The organism is Streptomyces sp. NPDC055749 (genome assembly GCF_053617235.1).
In genome coordinates this window covers 1-18,944 of record NZ_JBSHFH010000022.1, presented here as the reverse complement: position 1 = coordinate 18,944, position 18,944 = coordinate 1, and the positions used below count along the sequence as shown (strand labels likewise).

The following is an 18,944-nucleotide window of genomic DNA, read 5'->3' as shown; positions in this document are numbered from 1 at the left end:
CACCATGGCGAGCGAAATGCCGTCCGGTCAGGTCGCCGACCTCGACTGGCTGTTGAGCGGGCTGGTCCAGCGCGTGCCCTATACGCGCAGCGCGGTCCTGCTCTCGGCCGACGGGCTCGTGAAATCCGTCCATGGCATGGACCCGGACAGCGCCGACCACATGGCGGCCCTGGCCGCCGGTCTGTACTCCCTCGGCCGCAGCGCCGGAGCCCGCTTCGGTGACAACGGCGACGTACGCCAGGTGGTCGTCGAACTCGACGCGACACTGCTGTTCGTCTCCACCGCCGGGTCGGGCACCTGTCTCGCCGTACTGGCGGGCCGCGAGGCGGACGCCGCGGTCCTCGGCTACGAGATGGCCATGCTGATCAAGAGCGTCCGGCCCTACCTGATGACCCCGGTGCGGCAAGCGGCCGGGGCACCGTACACCCCGGGGCTGTGAGGGTGCCGGCCCCGCAGGACGGGCCACTGCTCGACGACGCGGCCGGCCGGCTCATCCGCCCGTACACCGTCAGCAACGGCCGTACGCGGCCGACCACCGTGCTCGACCTGCTTTCGCTGGTGATGGCCACCGGGAGCGAGCCCCAGATCCATCTGGGGCCCGAACACGCCGTGGCTCTGGGGCTGTGCGAAGGCCCCACGTCCGTGGCCGAGATCGCCGCACACCTCCGGCTGCCCGCAGTCGTCACCAAGGTGCTCCTCTCCGACCTGGTCGACTGCGGTGCGGTCACCGCGCACGCCCCCGCATTCCATGACACGCCCACCGACCGATCCCTGCTGGAGGCAGTGCTCGATGGTCTACGACGACAGCTCTGACAGCACCGGAAGCTCCGAATTCTTTCCCGTGGCCCTCAAAGTCCTGGTCGCGGGCGGGTTCGGCGTCGGCAAGACGACGTTCGTGGGCGCGGTCAGTGAAATCGCACCGCTGAGCACCGAGGAACTGCTGACCCAGGTCAGCGTGGCGACCGACAGCCTCGAAGGCATCGAGTCCAAGACGGCCACCACCGTGGCCATGGACTTCGGCCGCATCACGCTCTCCGAACAGCACGTGCTCTATCTCTTCGGCACCCCCGGCCAGGAACGGTTCTGGTTCATGTGGGACGAGCTCTCCAAGGGAGCGCTGGGAGCCGTCGTGCTGGCCGACACCCGGCGGCTCGCCGAGTGCTTCGCCGCCGTCGACTTCTTCGAGAGACGCGGCATCGGATTCATCGTCGCGGTCAACGAGTTCGACGGTGCCTATCGGTACGAGCCCGACGAGGTACGGGCCGCACTCGACCTCGGACCCGAGGTGCCCGTGGTCCTCTGCGACGCCCGGATCGCCAGTTCCGGTACCGGAGCCCTGGTCACCCTGGTCCAGCACCTCATCAACGCCACCGCCGCCCCCGCGGCGCCGGCCCCCGTCGCCGGCTTCGGAGCCCATCCATGACCCGCTACGCCACCGGCCGCCTCCTGCTCACACCGGTCGACCCGGACGGCTCCGTCCGGGCCAGGCGGCTGCGCAGGCTGGACCTGGGGGAGCGCCCCGACTCCTCGTTCGACAGCTTCGACGCCTTCGCCGACAGGGTGGCCGAAGTGACCGCGACCCCGTTCTCGATGGTCAACTTCATCGACGAGAACAGGCAGTTCTTCGCGGGGCTGCACACCCCGGCGGGCACGCAGAGCGGCTCCGACCTGGGTGCCGCAGCCGCGGGCAGCGGCCGGAGCGGACGCCATATGGCCCGCGACCACGGCTACTGCCCGCACGTGCTCGTGCGCCGCAAGGCCCTCGTCCTGGAGGACGTCTGCGACTATCCGCGATTCGCCGGCAATCCCGTCGTGGACGAAATAGGCATCCGTTCGTATCTCGGGGCGCCGCTCATCGACCGTACGGGCATCGCCCTCGGCACGGTGTGTGCCGTCGACACCGTGCCTCGCCCCTGGGGCCGGGCCGGGCTCGACACGATCAAGTCCCTGGCCCAGGAACTCGTCGGCCAGATCGACCGCAGGGAGCACTGCCGCAGCTGACCCCGGTCATACCTCGACCGTTCTTCCGTCCAGGAACGTGAGCGAAACCGACGCGCCGCCCGCACCGGTGCGCACGGTCACCGCGTCACGCAGCGCCTGCGGATGGATCGTGTCGCGGGACAGCGCCAGCAAGGAGACATGCGTGCTGAGGCCCCCCGGGTGGCGGTCGAGCCGCAGATACGGGACGGCGGAGCGCGGTCCGAACGCGTTGGACTGCACGTCCCGGGCCACCTCCGCGGTAGCCCCCGGGCCCCAGCCGTACAGCGCGATCACGGCGCTGCTCAGCCCGTCGGCCGTACGGGACAGTGCCCAGCCCGGTCCGCTCCAGGCGTCCGGACTCTCCACGTGCGCCACCGCGTGACCGCCCTCCCGCACCGACACCCCTTCCGGGGCCTCGATCCGGTGGACGCGGATCTCCCACGGACCGTGCAGCACACTCGTCGTCTCGACCCGGTACGCACGGTCGTCGTCCGGGAAGCGGGCCGCGTACCAGGAAGCCGCGATCCGGTCCTCGCAGCGCAGGGGATGGATGCGGGCACGCCGCGACGGAGTCCCGTCGGAGGCCAGGAGCGCCAGATGGTTGTCGACGGCGCGCGCCACCGCGTGCGGAGCGGACTCCGGCGCCGTGGCGGTCGAGTAGGCGAACTTCGCGTAATGCGGGTCCTCCGCGCCCTCGTCCGTCCCCTCCTGCGTACCGGACGCCGGGTCGTGGGGCGGCTGGTGGTCGCTGCCGTGGTTGATCAGCCGGACGATGCCGTCGTGCCGGGTGCCGTGCAGCAGCCAGCCGGGTGCGGGGAGCGCCGTGTACGTATCGGACTCCTCGACAGGGAGCGGCAGTTCCCGCTCCGTCCAGACCGGATGCTCCGCAGGCAGCAGCAGCCCGAGGAAGCCCTTGCTCGCCCAGTACGGAGAGGCGGGTCCCGAGTACGGCTGGGTGGCCGGGAGGAACGTGTCGTACCAGCCGAGAGGCAGCAGCCCTCGTTCGTCCGGCACTCCGCGCTCGACGAAGTGCCGGAGCGTGCCCGAGGCGAGGCGGCGGGTCAGCCCGGGTGCGAGGGGAGTGCAGTCGGCGAGTGCGCCCATCCACACCGGAGCGAGGGCGGCGAACCGGTACGTCAGGGAGCGTCCCTGGTGCACGGGCGCACCGTCCCCGCCGAAGAAGTTCGGGTAGTCGACGAGGAACCTGCTCAGACGCTCGCGGTACACGGCCGTGCGTCCGCCGTCGTCCTCGCCCGCGATCCGCGACCACAGCAGCGGGTACAGATGCATCGCCCAGCCGATGTAGTAGTCGAAGTTCCGGCCGTCCCCGTCGGTGTACCAGCCGTCACCGACGTACCAGTCCTCGATCCTGTCGAGACCGGACTCGATGTCCTGACGGCTGTACGGAGCACCCACCGAGGCCAGGAACTGTTCCGACACCACCTGGAAGAGCCGCCAGTTGTTGTCCCACGTACGCCCGCCGACGAAGCCGGAGAACCAGTCGACGACCCGCTCCTGCACCCCCGCGTCCAGACGGTCCCAGATCCACGGACGGGTCTCGTGCAGCGCGACGGCGATCGAGGCCGCTTCGACCATCTGCTGCGAACAGTCGGTCAGTTCGGGCCAGGGTTCCTTGCCGTTCCGGTCCGTGCCGGCGGCCAGCCCCGCCGCGTACCGCTCGATGAGAGCGGGGTCGACCGCGCCCCCCGCGCCCGCGATCCGGCAGGCCGCCAGCAGGAACGACCTGGCGAACCCTTCGAGCCCGTCCGACACGACACCCGACCAGCTGTTCCGGCCGGGCAGCCGGTACTGGGCGAAGCCGGGTGTCGCGTACGGCACGAGCGCGTCCAGCATCCGATCGGCCGTCGCCTCCCAGTGGGCACGGGTCCAGCCGGTACGTGACGACAGGACCCGGTCGGGCGGCGGCAGGTGCAGATGCGGGGGCACGGACATGGTGCTGGCTCCTCGGGAAGGGCTACTGGACGAGTTCGGCGTGATGGGTGTGGCCACGCGACCCACCGACCGCGACGGTGAGAAGGCCTCTGCGGCCGGTGGTGACGGCGACCGTGTCGTCAGCGCTGATCACCGCGCTGACGGGATACGGCAGTTCGACGGAGAGCGTGGTGACGGTACGTCCCGGATCGGACACCGCGACCGAGATCCGGTTGTCGCGCTGCATGACGAGCACGGAGGCCGGGCCGGAGGAGGTGATCCCCGCCGCCGTGCCCGCACGCCAGAAGTTCGCAGCGGTCAGCCCGAGCCGCCGCACCTCCACGGCCTGGGCGGTGGCGTCGTTGGCGACGACGCGCACCGGACGGGAACGCGCCCAGACAGCGGTCGCGGCGGCGGAGGCGCCGGGCAGCAGCACATAGGCGTAGGAGGCCCCGGTGGGGGAGAGACCGTGATCGACCCAGAGCGTGAGATAGCGGCGGGTGAGGGATGTTGTCGAACCACCTGTGTCCGCGCCGGCGTTGATGGAGCGCCAGGTGCCGGTGCGTTCCTCGCGCAGGGCGTGCAGAGTGGTCGCCTCGGGGAAGACGTAGCCGCCGAGGCCCTCGATGTGCGCCCACCCGGCAGAAGCGAACTCCTCTTCCCAGCCCTGGGTGTTGGGCTGTCGGGCGCCGTCGATCACCAGGTGAGGCGTTCCGGCCGGGCCCAGGTTGCGGTTCTCGACAACGGTTTCGACCGTGCGGCCGTCAGTGGCGTTGATGTCCGCGCCGAGCGCTATCACCGCGTTGTCGAGCAGGAACCAGGACTTCTTCGCCCGCAGCGTGCTGCCGGACGCGCTGATCAGCTCCATCGAGGCGGCGCCGTAGCGGTCGTGCAGCACCGAGCCACCCGCGACCGCGTTCGTCGGCCGGTAGGTGGAAGTGCCGCCTCCTGTACCGAGATCGGCCCGCTGCCGGGTGTCGACCGTCGTGCCGGGAAGACGGTACGGATCGACGGTCGGCCAGAAACCGTCGTTGAACTGCCCCAGATCGCCTGCTTCGTAGAGATATCCCATGCCGTCGCCGGTGTACCAGCCGTGCAGATTCTCGCCGTTGCCCGCCTCGTACGCGGAGATGCGCGTGGACGACAGCGACAGGGTGTACGCCCAGTGCGGGCGCCTGTGCACCACCCGGTCCATGTCGGCGAAGACGTGGAGACCTGTGGTGGGGTCATCGCCGGGGATGCCGTCGTCGCTCAGGACATCCTTGGCGAGGGCCAGTTGGGGCAGGGTGACCAGACCCGCGAAGGGAGTGGTGCGGTTGCGGGTGAGCCAGCCCTTGACGACCGCGCGCCAGCGAGCGGCGTACGGGTCCGGTGCACCGGTGGCCAGCAGCAGAATCGCGGCGACGGCCGCAGCCCCGTCGCGGTGGTCGCCCGCCCGCTCGCGGGAGACGGCACGGCCGCGCACGGCGTCCATCATCAGACCTTCGAAGATCACCGGAGTGAAGCTCCGCCCGACGGCCTCGTACATCACCGAGACCTTCGGATCGGCGACCGCCCACTCCGAACCGGCGAGCAGCGCCAGCAGATGGGCGGTGCCGCTCAGGAGGATCGCGCCGTACGTGCCGGTGTACGCGACCACGCCGTGCTGGACGAACGAGCCGTCCTCGTAGAAGCCATCGCCCGAAGCGGCGTACCGGAACAGGCTGTTGCGCCCGGAATCGCGTACGTCGGACAAGGCGTCCCTGGCCGACGCGATCTTCGCCCCGTCACCGCCCAGCAGACCGCGCAGCGCGACGATCACCGCCTTGTCGGTGCGGTTGGCGCCGGTCTCGGAGAGGGTGGGGGAGTTGGTGCGCCGGTCCGCGTTCGGGCAGAACCGGTCGACGGCCGAGAGATAGTCCGCCAGATCGGCGGCAGGGAGCCGGCCGCGCAGCAGGACGGCGCTGTCCATCAGGGCGCGGGGCGCGCCGATCTCCCAGAACCACCAGTTGCCCGTTTCGGGCTTGGTGGGGTTGTACGCGGTGTCGTACGTGAAGCGCAGCGCGGACACCAGCGCGTCGGCCACGGCGGTGTCCGCGCTCAGGGAGGTGCCGGGTGTGGCCCAGGCGGTGGCGAGGGTACGGAGCCTGGTGTAGCTCTGGCCGAAGTTGCCCGGGGCGGTGAGCGGGGCGAGATCGGCCCAGAGGGTGGTGCGTGCGGCGCCACGGTCCAGGGTGTCCCAGAGCCCCTTCGCCGTACTGTCCAGTGCTGTGACGGCAGCCGCGAAGTCGGGGTCCGCGGGGTCGAACTCGCCCCCGGTGAGCAGGGTTTCGGCCCGTTGGAGGAGTGTGGGGATGTCTGCCGTACCGGCTTCTGTTCCGGCGGCCGGAAGGGCCTGCGTCATGATGAACGCGGTCGCTCCCGACGCCGCCGTAGCGGCCAGGAGGGAACGTCTGCTGAGCTGCATCGGGATTCCTTCCGCGTGATCAGTCGGTGAGCGTGCTGGGGTCGACGGGCGGCTGCGGCAGATTCAGCGCGGCCAGCTCCGCCTTGCCGATCGCGTCGATCGGGAACGCCCAGGTGTTCACGAAGAAGTCGGTGAGGTCGTATCCGGCGACGCGGCTGGAGTAGGTGGCCAGCGCCCGGTAGCGCTTGTCGTTCTCCGTGTAGTGGGACTGCGGGTTCTCCTCCCGCACCAGCTTGTGCATCCGGGGCCAGAAGTCCTCGCCGAAGGCGAGCTCCAACTGCCGGAGCGGGACGAGCTTCTCGTACGCGCCGAAGGACTTCTCGTACGTCAGCCCCGCAGTGCCGAACTTGCGCTGCGCGGACTGGAAGTAGGTCAGCCCCGTCGTCGCGTCGACCGTCAGGAGGTTGGACGGCTGGTCGAGGGTGCGCTGCGCGGCGAGCGAGTAGATGTTGACGGTGACCTCCGTGAGGCCGCCGGGCTTGTAGGCCATCTGCTGATGCAGGTGGCCGAGTTCGTGGTAGAAGCCCCAGCCCCGGGTGCGCAGTCCCGCCACTGTGGTGGCGCGGTCCAGGTACGCACGCGGGAAGCCGTTGTAGCCGTGCGTCGCGTAGGCGCCGACACCGGTCGGCACCTTGCTGACCTCGGTGAAGTGGTACGGCCCCGCCTTCCGCCTGTGCACCGCCTTCGATCCGTCGAGGCCGCTGATCCGGGCGTGCGAGTCGATGAGCGTCTCGACCAGCTCCAGCAGTGCGGCGTGGTCCTCGTCGCGGTACAGAAGCGCGCCGTCGCGGGTGAGGGTCATGATCGTGTTGGGGGCGACGAGCTCGACGTACGGTGATGCGGTGAGGGTGTCCAGGCGGTGCTGGTACTCGGCCTCGGTGGTCTCGCCCAGGGTGAAGACGGGCATCTGTACGGCGCCCGAGCGGAACAGCACGCTCGCCTGTTCCCCGGCGCCCGTCAGCGTCAGGTAGACCGGCCCACCGTGCGGGTCGGTCACCGTGTTGGCTCCGGCAGTGAGCGGGTAGCGGCGCGGCTCCTTGATCTCGCCGTAGTAGTCCCAGGCGCCGATCCAGAGCGTGGGCGCGAGGTCGTCGTGCGGCTGGACCGTCAGCGCGAGCGGGGTGCCCGCAGGGACGTACAGCCCCGTGGCGTCGAACTCGCTGCCTCGCAGGGCCTGTCCGAGCCGGAGCCGTTCGGACTCGGAGCCCGGTCGGGCGGTGACGAGGATGTCGGCGAGGGGGCGGCGGGCAGCGGCGGAAGCGGGTCCGGCGGCGGCGCCGAGCGCGGCCAGGGCTCCGGTCCCCGCCGCAGAGGCGAGGACGGCACGACGGCTGACCGAGGAGCGGGCGGGCGAGGCGGAGGACGTCGGATTGCGCATGCGGAACTCTCCCTGCAGACAGTGAGTGCGGGACGGAGGCGTGCGGGACGGCTGAGCTCCGCGCCAGCATGTAAGCGGTTGCTATCGAGCCGCAAGAGGGGTGGGAAAGTTACTGTGATTTTCTATGACCGACTGCGGTCAACCACGGACAATCGACGTAGTAACCGGTCACACCCGGCTGTTCTTCGTGGACCTGGGCGCCACGGAATCGCGTACCACGATGTGCGTGCCGAGCCGCAGCGCGCCGGTCGTCGGCTCGCGCCAGTCGTCCTCGTCGCCGCCCGACACGGCCAGCCGCACGGCCTGCCGCCCCATCTCCTCCAGCGGCACATGCACCGTCGTCAGCCTGGGTCGCATCTCCTGCGCGACCGGGATGTCGTCGTACCCCACCAGCGAGATGTCCTGCGGCACCCGCAGCCCGGCCTCCTCCAGCGCCTGTGAGGCACCGGCGGCCACCATGTCGTTGGCGGCGAACACGGCGGTGAACTCCGGTCCGTCCCTGAGGAGTTCGGCCATCCGGCGATGGCCGAAGCTGCGGCTGAACGCACCGGGCTGCGCCAGCTCCGGGTCGGGTGTCACTCCGCGCAGCTCCAGCGCGCGCCGGTGTCCGGCCAGCCGGTCGCGGGTCGTGGAGAGCTTGGGCGGGCCGCCCAGGTACAGGATGCGCTCGTGGCCCTGCATCAGCAGATGGTCGGTGATGGCGAAGGCGCCGCCCTCGTTGTCGTACTCCACCGACGCCGTCGGCGCGTGCTCGCCCAGCGGCGGCCGGCCGCACAGCACGAGCTTCGATCCGCCCGCGTCCAGCTCCCTTGCCCTGCGGGCCAATTCGGAGGTGTAGGTGCGGTCGGCGATGCTGCCGCCCACGACGATCACCGCGTCGGCCCGCCGCTCGTGCATCAGCTCGATGAAGGCCAGCTCGCGCTGCGGGTCGCCCTGGGTGCAGCAGACCAGACAGAGTCGGCCGCCGAGCGCCGCCTCCCGTTCCACGCCTCGCGCGATGTACGCGTAGAAGGGGTCGATGACCTCGTTGACGATGATGCCGACCGTGCGGTTGGAGACTCCGGCGAGGGCGCGGGCGTGGGCGTTCACCACATAGCCGAGCTCGCGCATCGCGGCCTCGACCCGTTCCCGGGTGGCCTGTGCGACCGGGTAGTTCCGGTTGAGTACGCGCGAGACGGTCGCCGTGGAGACGCTCGCGAGCCGTGCCACATCGGTGACCGTCGCCCGCCGCTGTTCCCCGGCCGTGCTCTGCCGACGCATCCGGCCCACCCCCTGCTGACTGTTGTGTGACGACGAGCCTAGAGCCTGCGGGAGCGTCGGGTTCATGCGATCCTCCCCAGATCGGACCGGTGCACCGGGTGTGCGAAGGACGAGCCGTTCGCGTACCGCTCCAGCTCGCCGACCGCGAGTGCGCCGAGGCGCCCCACCTCGTTGCCCTGGGCGCCCGCCAGGTGCGGGGTGATGAAGACGTTGGGCAGATCCCACAGGGGGTGCCAGTCCGGCAGCGGTTCGGGTGACGTCACGTCGAGTACGGCGTCCAGACGGCCGCTGACCAGGTGTCCGGTCAGGGCCTCGGTGTCCACCAGAGGGCCGCGTGCCGTGTTGACCAGCAGGGTGCCGGGGCGCATCAGGGCGATCCTGCGGGCATCGATCAGGCCGCGGGTCTCCGGGGTGTCCGGGGCGTGGACGGTGACCACGTCGCTCGTCGCCACCAGGGTGTCCAGATCGGTGAGATTGACCCCGAGGCGGGCCGCGTCCGCGGGGGTGACATAGGGGTCGTACAACAGGACTTCGGCGTCCAGTACGCGGAGCAGTTCGATGACCCGCCGGCCGATCCGGGACGCGCCGACTACCCCGATGGTCAGCCCGTGCGTACCGAGCCAGTGCTGGCGGTCCAGGTCGGCGCCGGTGCGGTGGGTGCGCCGGGAGCGGAACAGTTCGGCCAGCGGGAACACCCGTTTCGCCCCCATGATGATGGCCGCCAGCGTGAACTCGGCGACCGGCACGGCGTTGGCCGCCGCCGCCGACGAGACGACGATGCCCCGGTCGAAGGCCACCGGCGACAGAAACGTTTTCACCGTGCCCGCCGCGTGGATCACCGCCCGCAGGGCGGGGGCCCGATCCAGCAGTTCCGTGTCGACGGGCGGGCAGCCCCAGCCGGTCAGCAGAACCTCCGCCCCGGCCAGCGCCGCCACGGCATCCGGTGAGTCGAACTCGCTGATCACGGCAGGGCTGTTCAGGTCGGCGACGTCTTCGAGCCTGGCCCGTACGGGAGGCGGAAAGACGTCGTCGAGGAGTCCGGGGCTCATGACCAGGACCGTGCGAGGCCGCTTGGCCGGCGGTGTCGCTCCCTCGGCCCCGGAACGTGCCGGTGCCTCTTCGGTGGTTCGCACCCTGCCTCCGGACAGTAATCGCGTTCTATGGAATGACCGGCACGCTAAGGAGCCCGGCACCCGACCGTCAAGCGGCTGCCGAGCCCAACTGCCCTTTTTGTGACGTGTTTTATGCATACCAACCCCTGGATCAGTCGGCCGGAGCGCCGCGTAACGCAGCCGTTTTCCCGAATCTCTTGACGCTGGGGTTAACCGCTTACTAACTTGCCGCCGCAGAAGGCTCACCACGCGCCACCCAGCCGAACAGGACGCACCATGGCTGAATCAGCACCCCTGCTGCCGAGGGAACAGTCCCTCTGGCAGCGGATCAAGCGGGACCGGGTGATGCTGCTGCTCACACTTCCCGGCCTGCTCTACTTCATCGTTTTCCACTACGTGCCGCTGCTCGGCTACGTGGTGGCGTTCCAGGACTACGAGCCGTACCTCGGCTACATGCACAGCGTCTGGGTGGGGTTCGCCAACTTCACGGCGGCGTTCGGTGAGCCGGCGTTCTGGACCGCCACGTACAACACCCTGGAGATCGCACTCATCCAGCTGGTGTTCTTCTTCCCGATCCCCGTCGCCCTGGCCCTGCTGCTGAACAGCATCGTCAGCGACCGCATCCGGCGCTTCGTGCAGAGCGTCGTCTATCTGCCGCACTTCATCGGCTGGGTCATCATCGTCTCGATCTTCCAGCAGGTCCTGGGCGGTGCGGGACTCCTGCCCGACGTCCTCGGAGGGCTCGGACTCCCGCGCTACGACATGATGAGCGACCCCGACGCCTTCCCCTGGCTGCTCACTCTCCAGGTGGCCTGGAAGGACGCTGGCTGGGGCACGATCATCATCCTCGCCGCGCTGCTCAACATCGACCGACAGCAGTACGAGGCCGCGGCGATCGACGGCGCGGGACCCCGGCGCAGGCTGTGGCACGTCACCCTGCCGGGCATCGCGCCGGTCCTGATCCTGCTGCTCATCCTCAACCTCGGCCAGATCCTCTCCGTCGGCTTCGAGCAGATCCTGCTCCAACGCGACGCGGTGGGAGCGGACGCCGGTGAGGTCCTGGACACGTACGTCTACTACCACGGCATCAAGGACAACGACTGGGGCGTCGCCGCCGCCGTCGGGCTCGTCAAGGCGGTCATCGGCACCGCGCTCGTCCTGGGCGCGAACAAGCTCGCCCACCGCCTCGGCCACGAAGGGGTGTACCGCGGTGCTGATCGCTGAGAAGACACTGCCCGAATCCGGATCCGGATCGGCAGAGCACGTGAAGCCGGTGAAGCCGGGGAAGCCTGGGAAGCCGAAGAAGAAGTCCGACGGCCGGCCGCCGTGGATGGAGAAACCCACCCGCGCGGGACAGCTTGCCAAGGGCCTGGCCATCGTCGTGGTGGTCGCCGCCGTCGCCTACCCGCTGCTCGGCGTGATCGGCACCAGCTTTGCCTCGCAAACCGACATCATCCGCTCCACGGGCCTCGTCCTGTGGCCCGACCACCCGACCCTCGACGCCTACCGCACCATCTTCACCGGCGGCGTCGTGACCCGGGCACTGATCGTCAGCATCGGCATCACCGTCGTCGGAACGTTCGCCAGCCTCCTCGTCACGGTCGGCATGGCGTACGGCCTGTCGCGCCGCGAGGTCACGGGATCCCGCTTCATCCTGATGACGGCGCTGTTCACGATGCTGTTCAACGCGGGCATCATCCCCAACTTCCTGCTGGTGAAGGGCCTCGGCCTGTACGACACGTACGCCGCGCTCGTCATGCCCACCCTGGTCAGCGCCTTCAACCTGGTCGTCCTGCGCTCCTTCTTCATGAACCTCCCCGAGGAGCTGTACGACGCGGCGAAGGTCGACGGAGCGGGCGACCTGCGCATCCTCGTACGCATCGTACTGCCGCTCTCCAAGGCCGTCCTCGCGGTCATCAGCCTCTTCTACGCCGTGACGTACTGGAACGCCTTCTTCAACTCGCTCCTGTACCTCAACGACTCCGAGAAATGGCCGCTGCCCATGGTGCTGCGCACCTACGTCCTCCAGGGCCAGAGCCTCAACAGCGCCTCCGTCGGCGAGGCGCTCGCCCCGCAGCAGGCCGTGCAGATGGCGGTCCTCGTGATCGCCGTCGTGCCGATCCTCCTCGTCTACCCCTTCCTCCAGCGCTACTTCACCAAGGGCGTGCTCACCGGAGCCATCAAGGGCTGAGTACGAGCAGCACCGGCCTCTTCTTCCCTTCTCTCAAGGAGATTTCAGTGTCGAGCTCCACCCCCATCAACCGCAGAGCGCTGTTCCGCATGGGCGCGGGCGCCGGGCTGGCCGTGGCCGCGGCACCGTTCCTCGCCGCCTGCGGCGACGGCGGCACCACGGCGAAGGCGGAGGCCAAGAGCGCCTCGCTGCTTCCCAACACCGCGGTCCGCAACATCGGACTCAAGCCCGACCTGCCCGGAACCGCCGCAGGCGTCCCGCAAGGCTTCTTCGGCTACCCGGCGAAGCCGCTGCGAGCCACGAAGGGCACCCCGCTCAAGGGCGCGTCCCCGATCAGCGTGACGGCCGAGACGTTCTCCCCGCCGCCGGCCGCCCGCGCGAGGAACGCCGCCTGGCAGGAGATCGAGAAGCTCCTCGGCGCCGAGGTCGACTTCACCGCCGTGCCGGCCGACGACTACGGCACGAAGTTCTCCACGATGGTCGCCAGCGACAGCCTGCCCGACCTCTTCATGTACCCCGAGGTCGGCGGCGTCGACAACAAGGCCGCCTTCCTCGGGGCCAAGTGCGCCGACCTCACCCCGTACCTCGCAGGCGAGAAGGTCAAGGACTACCCGAACCTCGCCGCGATCCCGAAGGCCGCCTGGCAGGCCGCGATCTTCGGCGGAAAGCTCTACGGCATCCCGATCGCCCGCACCGGCACCGGTGGGGCCGGCTTCTACCGCCACGACCTGTTCGAGGAGATCGGCATCACGAGCCTCGACCAGATCACCGGCCTCGACCGGTTCGTCGAGGCGTGCAAGGAGCTGACCCGGCCCAAGAAGGACCAGTACGCGATCATCGCGGGCGTCACCGGCGTGCTCGCCATGTCGGCGGGCGCACCGTACTTCTGGCGGCTCGACGCGGCCACCGGCAAGTTCACCACCGACCTGGAGACCCCGGAGTACCGCAAGGCCGTGGAGACCGCACGGTCGCTCCACGAGGCGGGCTGTTTCTACCCCGGCACGATCCAGATGTCCGGGGCGCAGAAGGCCCAGTACACGGACATGTTCAAGAACGGCAAGGGCGCGTACGTCTACGACGGCATGCCCACGTACCTGGCGCCGGGCGTCGGCTACATCGCCGCGATGAAGGCGATCGACAAGGCGTACGACCCGCGGCCCTTCGTCCCGTTCGGCAAGGACGCCGTCGCCTGGATGGACAACGTCGAGCTCCAGAACACGCACATCAAGAAGGCGTCCGGCGAGCGCGTCCAACAGGTCCTCGCCCTCGCCGACTTCGCCGCGTCGCCCTTCGGCAGCCAGGAGTACACCCTCATCAACTACGGCGTGGAAGGCACCGACTTCACGCGCGACGCCAAGGGGAACCCCACCCTCACCAAGCGGGGCGGCCAGGACGTCACCGTGCCCTGGAAGTTCATGGCGTCCGCCGTCCCCGCGGTCTTCAGCGCCGACTCCGAAGACGGCGTCCGTCATGTGCACCGGACGCTGAGCACCATGATCCCGATGATGGAGCAGGACCCCACCCTCCAGTACTCCTCGCCCACCTGGGACTCCAAGGGCACCGGCAGCCTGCTCACGCTCAAGAACGACGGGCTGAAGGACATCATCGCCGGCCGCAAGCCGATGTCGGCCTATGAGCAGCTGGTCAAGGACTACCTCGCCAAGGGTGCGGAGCAGGCCCGCGGCGAGTTCGAGGAAGCCTTCCAGAAGGGGAAGAAGTGACGACACGACGCTCCGCCCTCAGAATCGGAGGCGCTGCCGTCGCGGCGGCCGTCGCCGTGCCCGTACTCGGTTCGCCCGCCTCCGCACTCCCGTACGGATTCGATCCCACGCCCGGTTCCGACGGTGTAGGCGATCCGCTCTTCCCGACCCTCGGCAACGGCGGTTACCAGGTCGTCCACTACGACCTGACCTTCGACTTCACCCCGGTGACGTACGACTTCGACGCCCTGGTCCGGATGAACGCCAAGGCCACCCAGGACCTGTCCGCGTTCAACCTGGACACCGACGGCCACACCATCGACTCCGTCACGGTCTCCGGCAGCCCCGCCACCTGGGCCCTCTCGGCCGGCAAGAGCGGCCAGGAACTCACCGTCACCCCCGCCGCCCCGCTCCACGACGGTCAGCCCTTCACCATCGAGATCCACTACCGGGGCAACGGCAAAGCACCCCGACTCGGCCTCACCGGATGGAAGTTCGGCACCGACGGCGGCTTCGCGTCGGCCGCCCAGTCCTCCCGCGCCGACACCTTCCTGCCCTGCAACGACACGCCGTCGGACAAGGCGACCTGGACCTTCCACATCAGCGCCCCCGAGGGCTACGTCGCCACCGCCAACGGCGAACTGCTCCACAAGACCCCGGGCGCGAACGGCTCCACCGTCTGGCACTTCGGCCTGCGCGAGCGGATGGCGACCGAGCTCATCGGGATCGCCGTCGTCAAGGGCACCTACCTGTACGGGACGAGCCACCGGGGACTTCCACTGCGCCACATCGTCCCGCAGGGCGAGGAGGCGAAATACGGTCCGATCGTCGCCCGTACCGCCGACCATCTGGCCTGGACCGAGGCGAAGTTCGGGCGCTATCCGTTCTCCGTGTACGGCCTCCACATCTACGGCGGATACACCGACGCCCTGGAGAACCAGACCCTCTCCCTCTTCTCCACCAACTGGTTCAAACTCAACGCCGACGGCAATCCCACGTACGAGAACACCATGGTCCACGAGCTGGTCCACCAGTGGTACGGCGACTCCGTCACCCCCGCCGACTGGCAGCAGGCCTGGCTCAACGAAGGCCCCGCCGTGTACTACGCGGCCCTCTACAGCGAGGAGCGCGGCTGGTCCGTGCTCACCGACAAGATGAAGGCCACCTACGCCAAGCTCGACGCCGTCCGCGCCAAGGACGGCCCGCCCGGACTGCCCAAGGCCCTCGGCGGCACCAACATCTACGACGGCGGCGCGCTCGTCCTCTACGCCCTGCGCCGGCAGATCGGCGACCGCGCCTTCGACCGCGTGATGCGGATCTGGCCCGAACGGTTCAAGGACCGCAACGTCTCCAGCGAGGACTTCATCACCCACACCGTGAACGTCACCGGTGACCGGTCCCTCGACAGCTTCCTGCGCGACTGGCTCTTCGGAGCCGTCAACCCGCCCATGCCAGGCCACCCCGACTGGAAGGCCAACGCGTGAACCACCCACTGAAGTCCGTACGGCTGACCGCCGCCGTCTCCGCCGCCGCACTCGCCGCGCTTCTCGCCGCCCCCCTGGCCCAGGCCGCCCCGGACACCCGCACCCTGTACGCGGCCAAGGACGGCCGGGGCACCTCCTGCACGGCCTCCCGGCCCTGCACGCTGGAAGGCGCCAGGGACGCGGCACGCGCCGAGACCGGCCGCGACGTCCGTGTCCTGCTCAAGGACGGTACGTACGAGCTCGACGAGCCGCTGCGCCTCGGCGCCGCCGACTCGGGCGGGGAGGGCCGCACCGTCACCTGGACCGCGGCCCCCGACGCCGACCCCGTCCTGTCCGGCGGCCGGGCGGTCACCGGCTGGACGCCGAACGCCGACGGCACCTGGACCGCCGAAGCCCCGGCCGGCGTCACACCGCGCCAGCTCTTCGTCAACGGCGAGCGCGCGGTCCTTGCCCGTGGCGAAGCCTGCGCCCCGAGCGTCTGCGACGCGACGAAGACCGGGATGACGGGGGCGAACGCCACCGTAATCGCCCAGTGGCAGCGCCCCACCGACGCCGAGGCCGTCATCCGGGTCCGCTGGCGCAACTACCACTGCCGGATAGCCGCGGTCAGCGGCGACATCCTGACCTTCGCCCAGCCCTGCTGGACCAACTCCGCGAGCGGCACCAACCGCACAGGACCCGCCTGGGACTCCACGACCGTCGACTCCACCCGCTACAGCGGGGTCGCGTTCTTCGAGAACGCCCCGGAACTCCTTGACGAACCGGGCGAGTTCACTTGGAACTCCGAGGCCCGCACCGTGACCTACCTGCCGCGCAAGGGCGAGCACATGGGCAGCGCCAGGACCGTCACCCCGCACACCGAGCAGCTCCTCGTCCTCGACGGCGCCCACGACCTCACCGTCAGCGGCATCGGCTTCGCCTACGCCGCCTACCGCCAGCCCAGCACCGACGAGGGCTACGCGGGCATGCAGGCCGGCCTCACCCTGACGGGCGCCACCGGACCCGTCGACCACGCGGGCCGCTACTACACCAAGCCGTCGGCGGCCGTCACCGTACGCGGCGGACGGCACGTCGTGATCGACCGGGCACGCTTCGGCCGGCTCGGCGGTGCGGGCGCCATCCTCGAAGCCGGCACCAAGGACAGTTCCCTGACCCGGTCAGCGTTCAGCGACCTCTCGTCGGGCGCGGTCTACGTCGGCGACACCGAGCCGATGCCCGGGACGGAACTCGCTGGGGAGCGGAACACGGTCGCGTACAACACCATCAGCCGCGCCGGTGTCGAGTACACCGACTCCGTCGGCATCTGGGCGGGGTACGAGGCCGGACTCGCCGTCGAGCACAACACCCTGAACCACCTCCCGTACTCCGGTATCTCGGTCGGCTGGGGCTGGAACCAGCCCGAGGCCCAGAAGTCCGTCCTGCGTGACAACAAGGTGACCGCCAACCGGATCACCAACGTCATGGAGGTCGCCCACGAGCAGCACGACGGCGGTGCGATCTACACCCAGGGAGCACAGCCGGGCACGGTCATTTCGGGGAACTACATCAACCGCTCCGCCTTCGGCAACACCGAGCGCGACGGCAACGGCATCTACCTCGACGAGCAGTCCTCGCACATCCTGGTCGAGAAGAACGTCATCACCCGCATCGGCTACAAGTGGGTCTCCAACTGGGCGGGTTACGGAATCGAGAACACGGCCCGGTTCAACTGGACCGACACCGCGGCGCCCGTCCTCTCCGGCCGCGGCTCCGTGATGACGGACAACCTGACCGGCCTGGACCGGCTGCCCGCCGATGCCCTCGCCGTAGCCGCGAGGGCGGGCGCGCAAGGCGGCCCTGTCGAGCAACTGCGTACGGACCTCGCCCGCACCGGCACGGCCACCCAGTCCTCGACCGACACGACCGGCACCGCGGACCGGGCCCTGGACGCCGACACCAACACCGACACCCGCACGCTGTCCGAGCCGGGCGCCTGGTGGCAGGTCGATCTCGGTGAGACCCACCGCGTCCGCCAGATCGAGATCTGGAACAACGCCTCGATGACGACGGCCGACTTCGACGTCATCACCCAGGACGGAACGATCCACGTCGACGGAAAGTCCTTGCGTCCGACCGTTCTGAACCTGGACAGCAGCACCCGCACCGTGAAGATCATGGTTTCGGGGACCGGACGCGTGGCCCTCTCCCAGGTCCTCGTCCACTCCTGACCAGCCCACTGAGCGAAGGAAGACCCATGACCGACCTCCGTATCGGCGTGCTCGGCTTCGGCCTGCGCGGCTCACTCGCCCGCACAGCCCACCGGCCCGGCTCCGGAGCCCGCGTCACCGCGCTGGCCGAGCCGGACCCCCGCGCCCGTACGGAGGCGGCCGCGGCCTTCCCCGAAGCCGTGGTCTCCACCGACCACCGCAAGGTCATCGAGGACCCGGACGTCGACGCGGTGCTGGTCCTCACCCCCGACCACACCCACGCCGACCTGGCGTGCGAGGCGCTGCGCGCGGGCAAGCCCGTCTTCGTCGAGAAGCCGCTCGACATCACCATCGAGCGCTGCGACACGATCCTCCGCACGGCGTACGAGACCGGAACCCGGCTCTACATCGGCCACAACATGCGCCACATGCCCGTCGTACGGCTGATGCGCGACCTCATCCGGGGCGGTGCCGTCGGCCAGGTCAAGACCATCTGGGTCCGGCACTTCGTCGGCTACGGCGGCGACTGGTACTTCAAGGACTGGCACGCCGAACGGCAGTACACGACAGGGCTGTTGCTCCAGAAGGCCGCGCACGACATCGACGTCCTGCACTGGCTGGCCGGCGGATACGCGGCCGACGTCCAGGCGCTGGGCGACCTGATGGTGTACGGCGACAGCCCGCACCGCCGCGAGCCCGGCGAGCCGAAGGCCGACGACTGGTACACCAAGGACGGCCATTGGCCGCCGCACACCCAGCGGGCGCTCAACCCCGTCATCGACGTCGAGGACGTCTCGCTGCTCAACATGCGCCTGGACAACGGGGTGCTCGCCGCCTACCAGCAGTGCCACTTCGCCCCCGACTACTGGCGCAACTACACCGTGATCGGTGACGCGGGGCGGCTGGAGAACTTCGGCGACGGCCCCGGCGGCAGCGTCAAGGTGTGGAACACCCGGCGCTCCGGCTACCGCCCGGAGGCGGACGAGATCCACGACATCCCGGCGGCCGAGGACAACGCGGGCCACGGCGGCGCCGACCCGCTGCTGGTCGACGAGTTCCTCCGGTTCGTACGGGAGGGGGGCCGCACCGACACCTCACCGGTGGCGGCCCGGATGGCGGTGGCGGCCGGCGTACGGGCGACGGCGTCCCTGCGCGACGGCGGCACACCGCGCCAGGTGCCCCCGCTAGACGCGGACCTGGCGGCCTACTTCGAACGGGGCCAGACCCGAGGGTGACGGGAGGTGGCCGGGGCGGGCCGGGGAACCAGGCCCGCCC

The 18,944-nt window shown here is 69.8% G+C and carries 15 protein-coding genes; 10 read left to right on the top strand and 5 right to left on the bottom strand.

Translation table 11 applies throughout. The features are described from left to right. The first annotated feature begins 4 nt into the window (after positions 1-4). Genes ACWGO0_RS18430 through ACWGO0_RS18415 form a run of 4 tightly spaced genes read left to right on the top strand, consistent with a single transcriptional unit; the run spans position 5 to position 2,001 of the window. Positions 5-439: a roadblock/LC7 domain-containing protein gene (locus tag ACWGO0_RS18430; protein WP_453535471.1), complete on the top strand. Its 435-nt coding sequence runs from the start codon at positions 5-7 to the stop codon at positions 437-439. A gap of 2 nt (positions 440-441) precedes the next feature. Beyond that, positions 442-813, top strand: coding sequence for a DUF742 domain-containing protein (locus ACWGO0_RS18425; RefSeq protein WP_453535741.1), 372 nt, complete (start codon positions 442-444; stop codon positions 811-813). Further along, positions 791-1,423 (top strand): GTP-binding protein, encoded by a 633-nt coding sequence (locus ACWGO0_RS18420; protein ID WP_453535467.1) that lies wholly within the window; start codon positions 791-793, stop codon positions 1,421-1,423. The genes ACWGO0_RS18425 and ACWGO0_RS18420 overlap by 23 nt, the downstream gene beginning before the upstream one ends. Continuing rightward, positions 1,420-2,001 (top strand): GAF domain-containing protein, encoded by a 582-nt coding sequence (locus ACWGO0_RS18415; protein ID WP_453535464.1) that lies wholly within the window; start codon positions 1,420-1,422, stop codon positions 1,999-2,001. The genes ACWGO0_RS18420 and ACWGO0_RS18415 overlap by 4 nt, the downstream gene beginning before the upstream one ends. A gap of 6 nt (positions 2,002-2,007) precedes the next feature. Here the strand turns inward: ACWGO0_RS18415 and ACWGO0_RS18410 are convergent, their stop codons facing one another. From ACWGO0_RS18410 to ACWGO0_RS18390, 5 genes are all read right to left on the bottom strand, one after another. Next, positions 2,008-3,933: a DUF2264 domain-containing protein gene (locus ACWGO0_RS18410; protein ID WP_453535461.1), complete on the bottom strand. Its 1,926-nt coding sequence runs from the start codon at positions 3,931-3,933 to the stop codon at positions 2,008-2,010. Between the two features lie 22 nt (positions 3,934-3,955). After that, positions 3,956-6,358: a polysaccharide lyase 8 family protein gene (locus tag ACWGO0_RS18405; protein ID WP_453535458.1), complete on the bottom strand. Its 2,403-nt coding sequence runs from the start codon at positions 6,356-6,358 to the stop codon at positions 3,956-3,958. 19 nt (positions 6,359-6,377) lie between these two features. Beyond that, a complete protein-coding gene (locus tag ACWGO0_RS18400) occupies positions 6,378-7,736 on the bottom strand; it encodes a M60 family metallopeptidase (RefSeq protein ID WP_453535456.1) in 1,359 nt (452 codons plus the stop codon). A 168-nt stretch (positions 7,737-7,904) separates the two neighbouring features. Next, positions 7,905-8,996: a LacI family DNA-binding transcriptional regulator gene (locus ACWGO0_RS18395; RefSeq protein ID WP_453535453.1), complete on the bottom strand. Its 1,092-nt coding sequence runs from the start codon at positions 8,994-8,996 to the stop codon at positions 7,905-7,907. 62 nt (positions 8,997-9,058) lie between these two features. After that, a complete protein-coding gene (locus ACWGO0_RS18390) occupies positions 9,059-10,045 on the bottom strand; it encodes a hydroxyacid dehydrogenase (RefSeq protein WP_453535450.1) in 987 nt (328 codons plus the stop codon). 408 nt (positions 10,046-10,453) lie between these two features. Between ACWGO0_RS18390 and ACWGO0_RS18385 the strand changes: the two genes are divergently transcribed. The 6 genes from ACWGO0_RS18385 (at position 10,454) to ACWGO0_RS18360 (ending at position 18,904) form a co-directional block, all read left to right on the top strand. Then, positions 10,454-11,332: an ABC transporter permease gene (locus ACWGO0_RS18385; RefSeq protein WP_453535738.1), complete on the top strand. Its 879-nt coding sequence runs from the start codon at positions 10,454-10,456 to the stop codon at positions 11,330-11,332. A 106-nt stretch (positions 11,333-11,438) separates the two neighbouring features. Next, a complete protein-coding gene (locus tag ACWGO0_RS18380) occupies positions 11,439-12,299 on the top strand; it encodes a carbohydrate ABC transporter permease (protein WP_453535735.1) in 861 nt (286 codons plus the stop codon). A gap of 47 nt (positions 12,300-12,346) precedes the next feature. Next, positions 12,347-14,020, top strand: a complete 1,674-nt coding sequence (locus ACWGO0_RS18375; protein ID WP_453535447.1) for an extracellular solute-binding protein — start codon at positions 12,347-12,349, stop codon at positions 14,018-14,020. Next, positions 14,017-15,483, top strand: a complete 1,467-nt coding sequence (locus ACWGO0_RS18370) for a M1 family metallopeptidase (protein ID WP_453535444.1) — start codon at positions 14,017-14,019, stop codon at positions 15,481-15,483. The genes ACWGO0_RS18375 and ACWGO0_RS18370 overlap by 4 nt, the downstream gene beginning before the upstream one ends. Beyond that, the gene (locus ACWGO0_RS18365) at positions 15,480-17,690 is read left to right on the top strand and encodes a right-handed parallel beta-helix repeat-containing protein (protein ID WP_453535441.1); all 2,211 of its coding nucleotides are present in this window, start codon (positions 15,480-15,482) and stop codon (positions 17,688-17,690) included. The genes ACWGO0_RS18370 and ACWGO0_RS18365 overlap by 4 nt, the downstream gene beginning before the upstream one ends. A gap of 26 nt (positions 17,691-17,716) precedes the next feature. Beyond that, complete coding sequence (locus ACWGO0_RS18360) at positions 17,717-18,904, top strand: Gfo/Idh/MocA family protein (protein ID WP_453535438.1); 1,188 nt, start codon at positions 17,717-17,719, stop codon at positions 18,902-18,904. Positions 18,905-18,944: the final 40 nt, after the last annotated feature.

Excerpts from the sequence above, each read along its gene's own strand:
- ACWGO0_RS18400 (WP_453535456.1), bottom strand. The coding sequence starts at position 7,736 with ATGCGCAATCCGACGTCCTCCGCCTCGCCCGCCCGCTCCTCGGTCAGC.
- ACWGO0_RS18415 (WP_453535464.1), top strand. The coding sequence starts at position 1,420 with ATGACCCGCTACGCCACCGGCCGCCTCCTGCTCACACCGGTCGACCCG.
- ACWGO0_RS18380 (WP_453535735.1), top strand. The coding sequence starts at position 11,439 with ATGGAGAAACCCACCCGCGCGGGACAGCTTGCCAAGGGCCTGGCCATC.
- ACWGO0_RS18390 (WP_453535450.1), bottom strand. The coding sequence starts at position 10,045 with ATGAGCCCCGGACTCCTCGACGACGTCTTTCCGCCTCCCGTACGGGCC.
- ACWGO0_RS18420 (WP_453535467.1), top strand. The coding sequence starts at position 791 with ATGGTCTACGACGACAGCTCTGACAGCACCGGAAGCTCCGAATTCTTT.
- ACWGO0_RS18385 (WP_453535738.1), top strand. The coding sequence starts at position 10,454 with ATGCTGCTGCTCACACTTCCCGGCCTGCTCTACTTCATCGTTTTCCAC.
- ACWGO0_RS18395 (WP_453535453.1), bottom strand. The coding sequence starts at position 8,996 with ATGCGTCGGCAGAGCACGGCCGGGGAACAGCGGCGGGCGACGGTCACC.
- ACWGO0_RS18410 (WP_453535461.1), bottom strand. The coding sequence starts at position 3,933 with ATGTCCGTGCCCCCGCATCTGCACCTGCCGCCGCCCGACCGGGTCCTG.
- ACWGO0_RS18360 (WP_453535438.1), top strand. The coding sequence starts at position 17,717 with ATGACCGACCTCCGTATCGGCGTGCTCGGCTTCGGCCTGCGCGGCTCA.
- ACWGO0_RS18430 (WP_453535471.1), top strand. The coding sequence starts at position 5 with ATGGCGAGCGAAATGCCGTCCGGTCAGGTCGCCGACCTCGACTGGCTG.
- ACWGO0_RS18405 (WP_453535458.1), bottom strand. The coding sequence starts at position 6,358 with ATGCAGCTCAGCAGACGTTCCCTCCTGGCCGCTACGGCGGCGTCGGGA.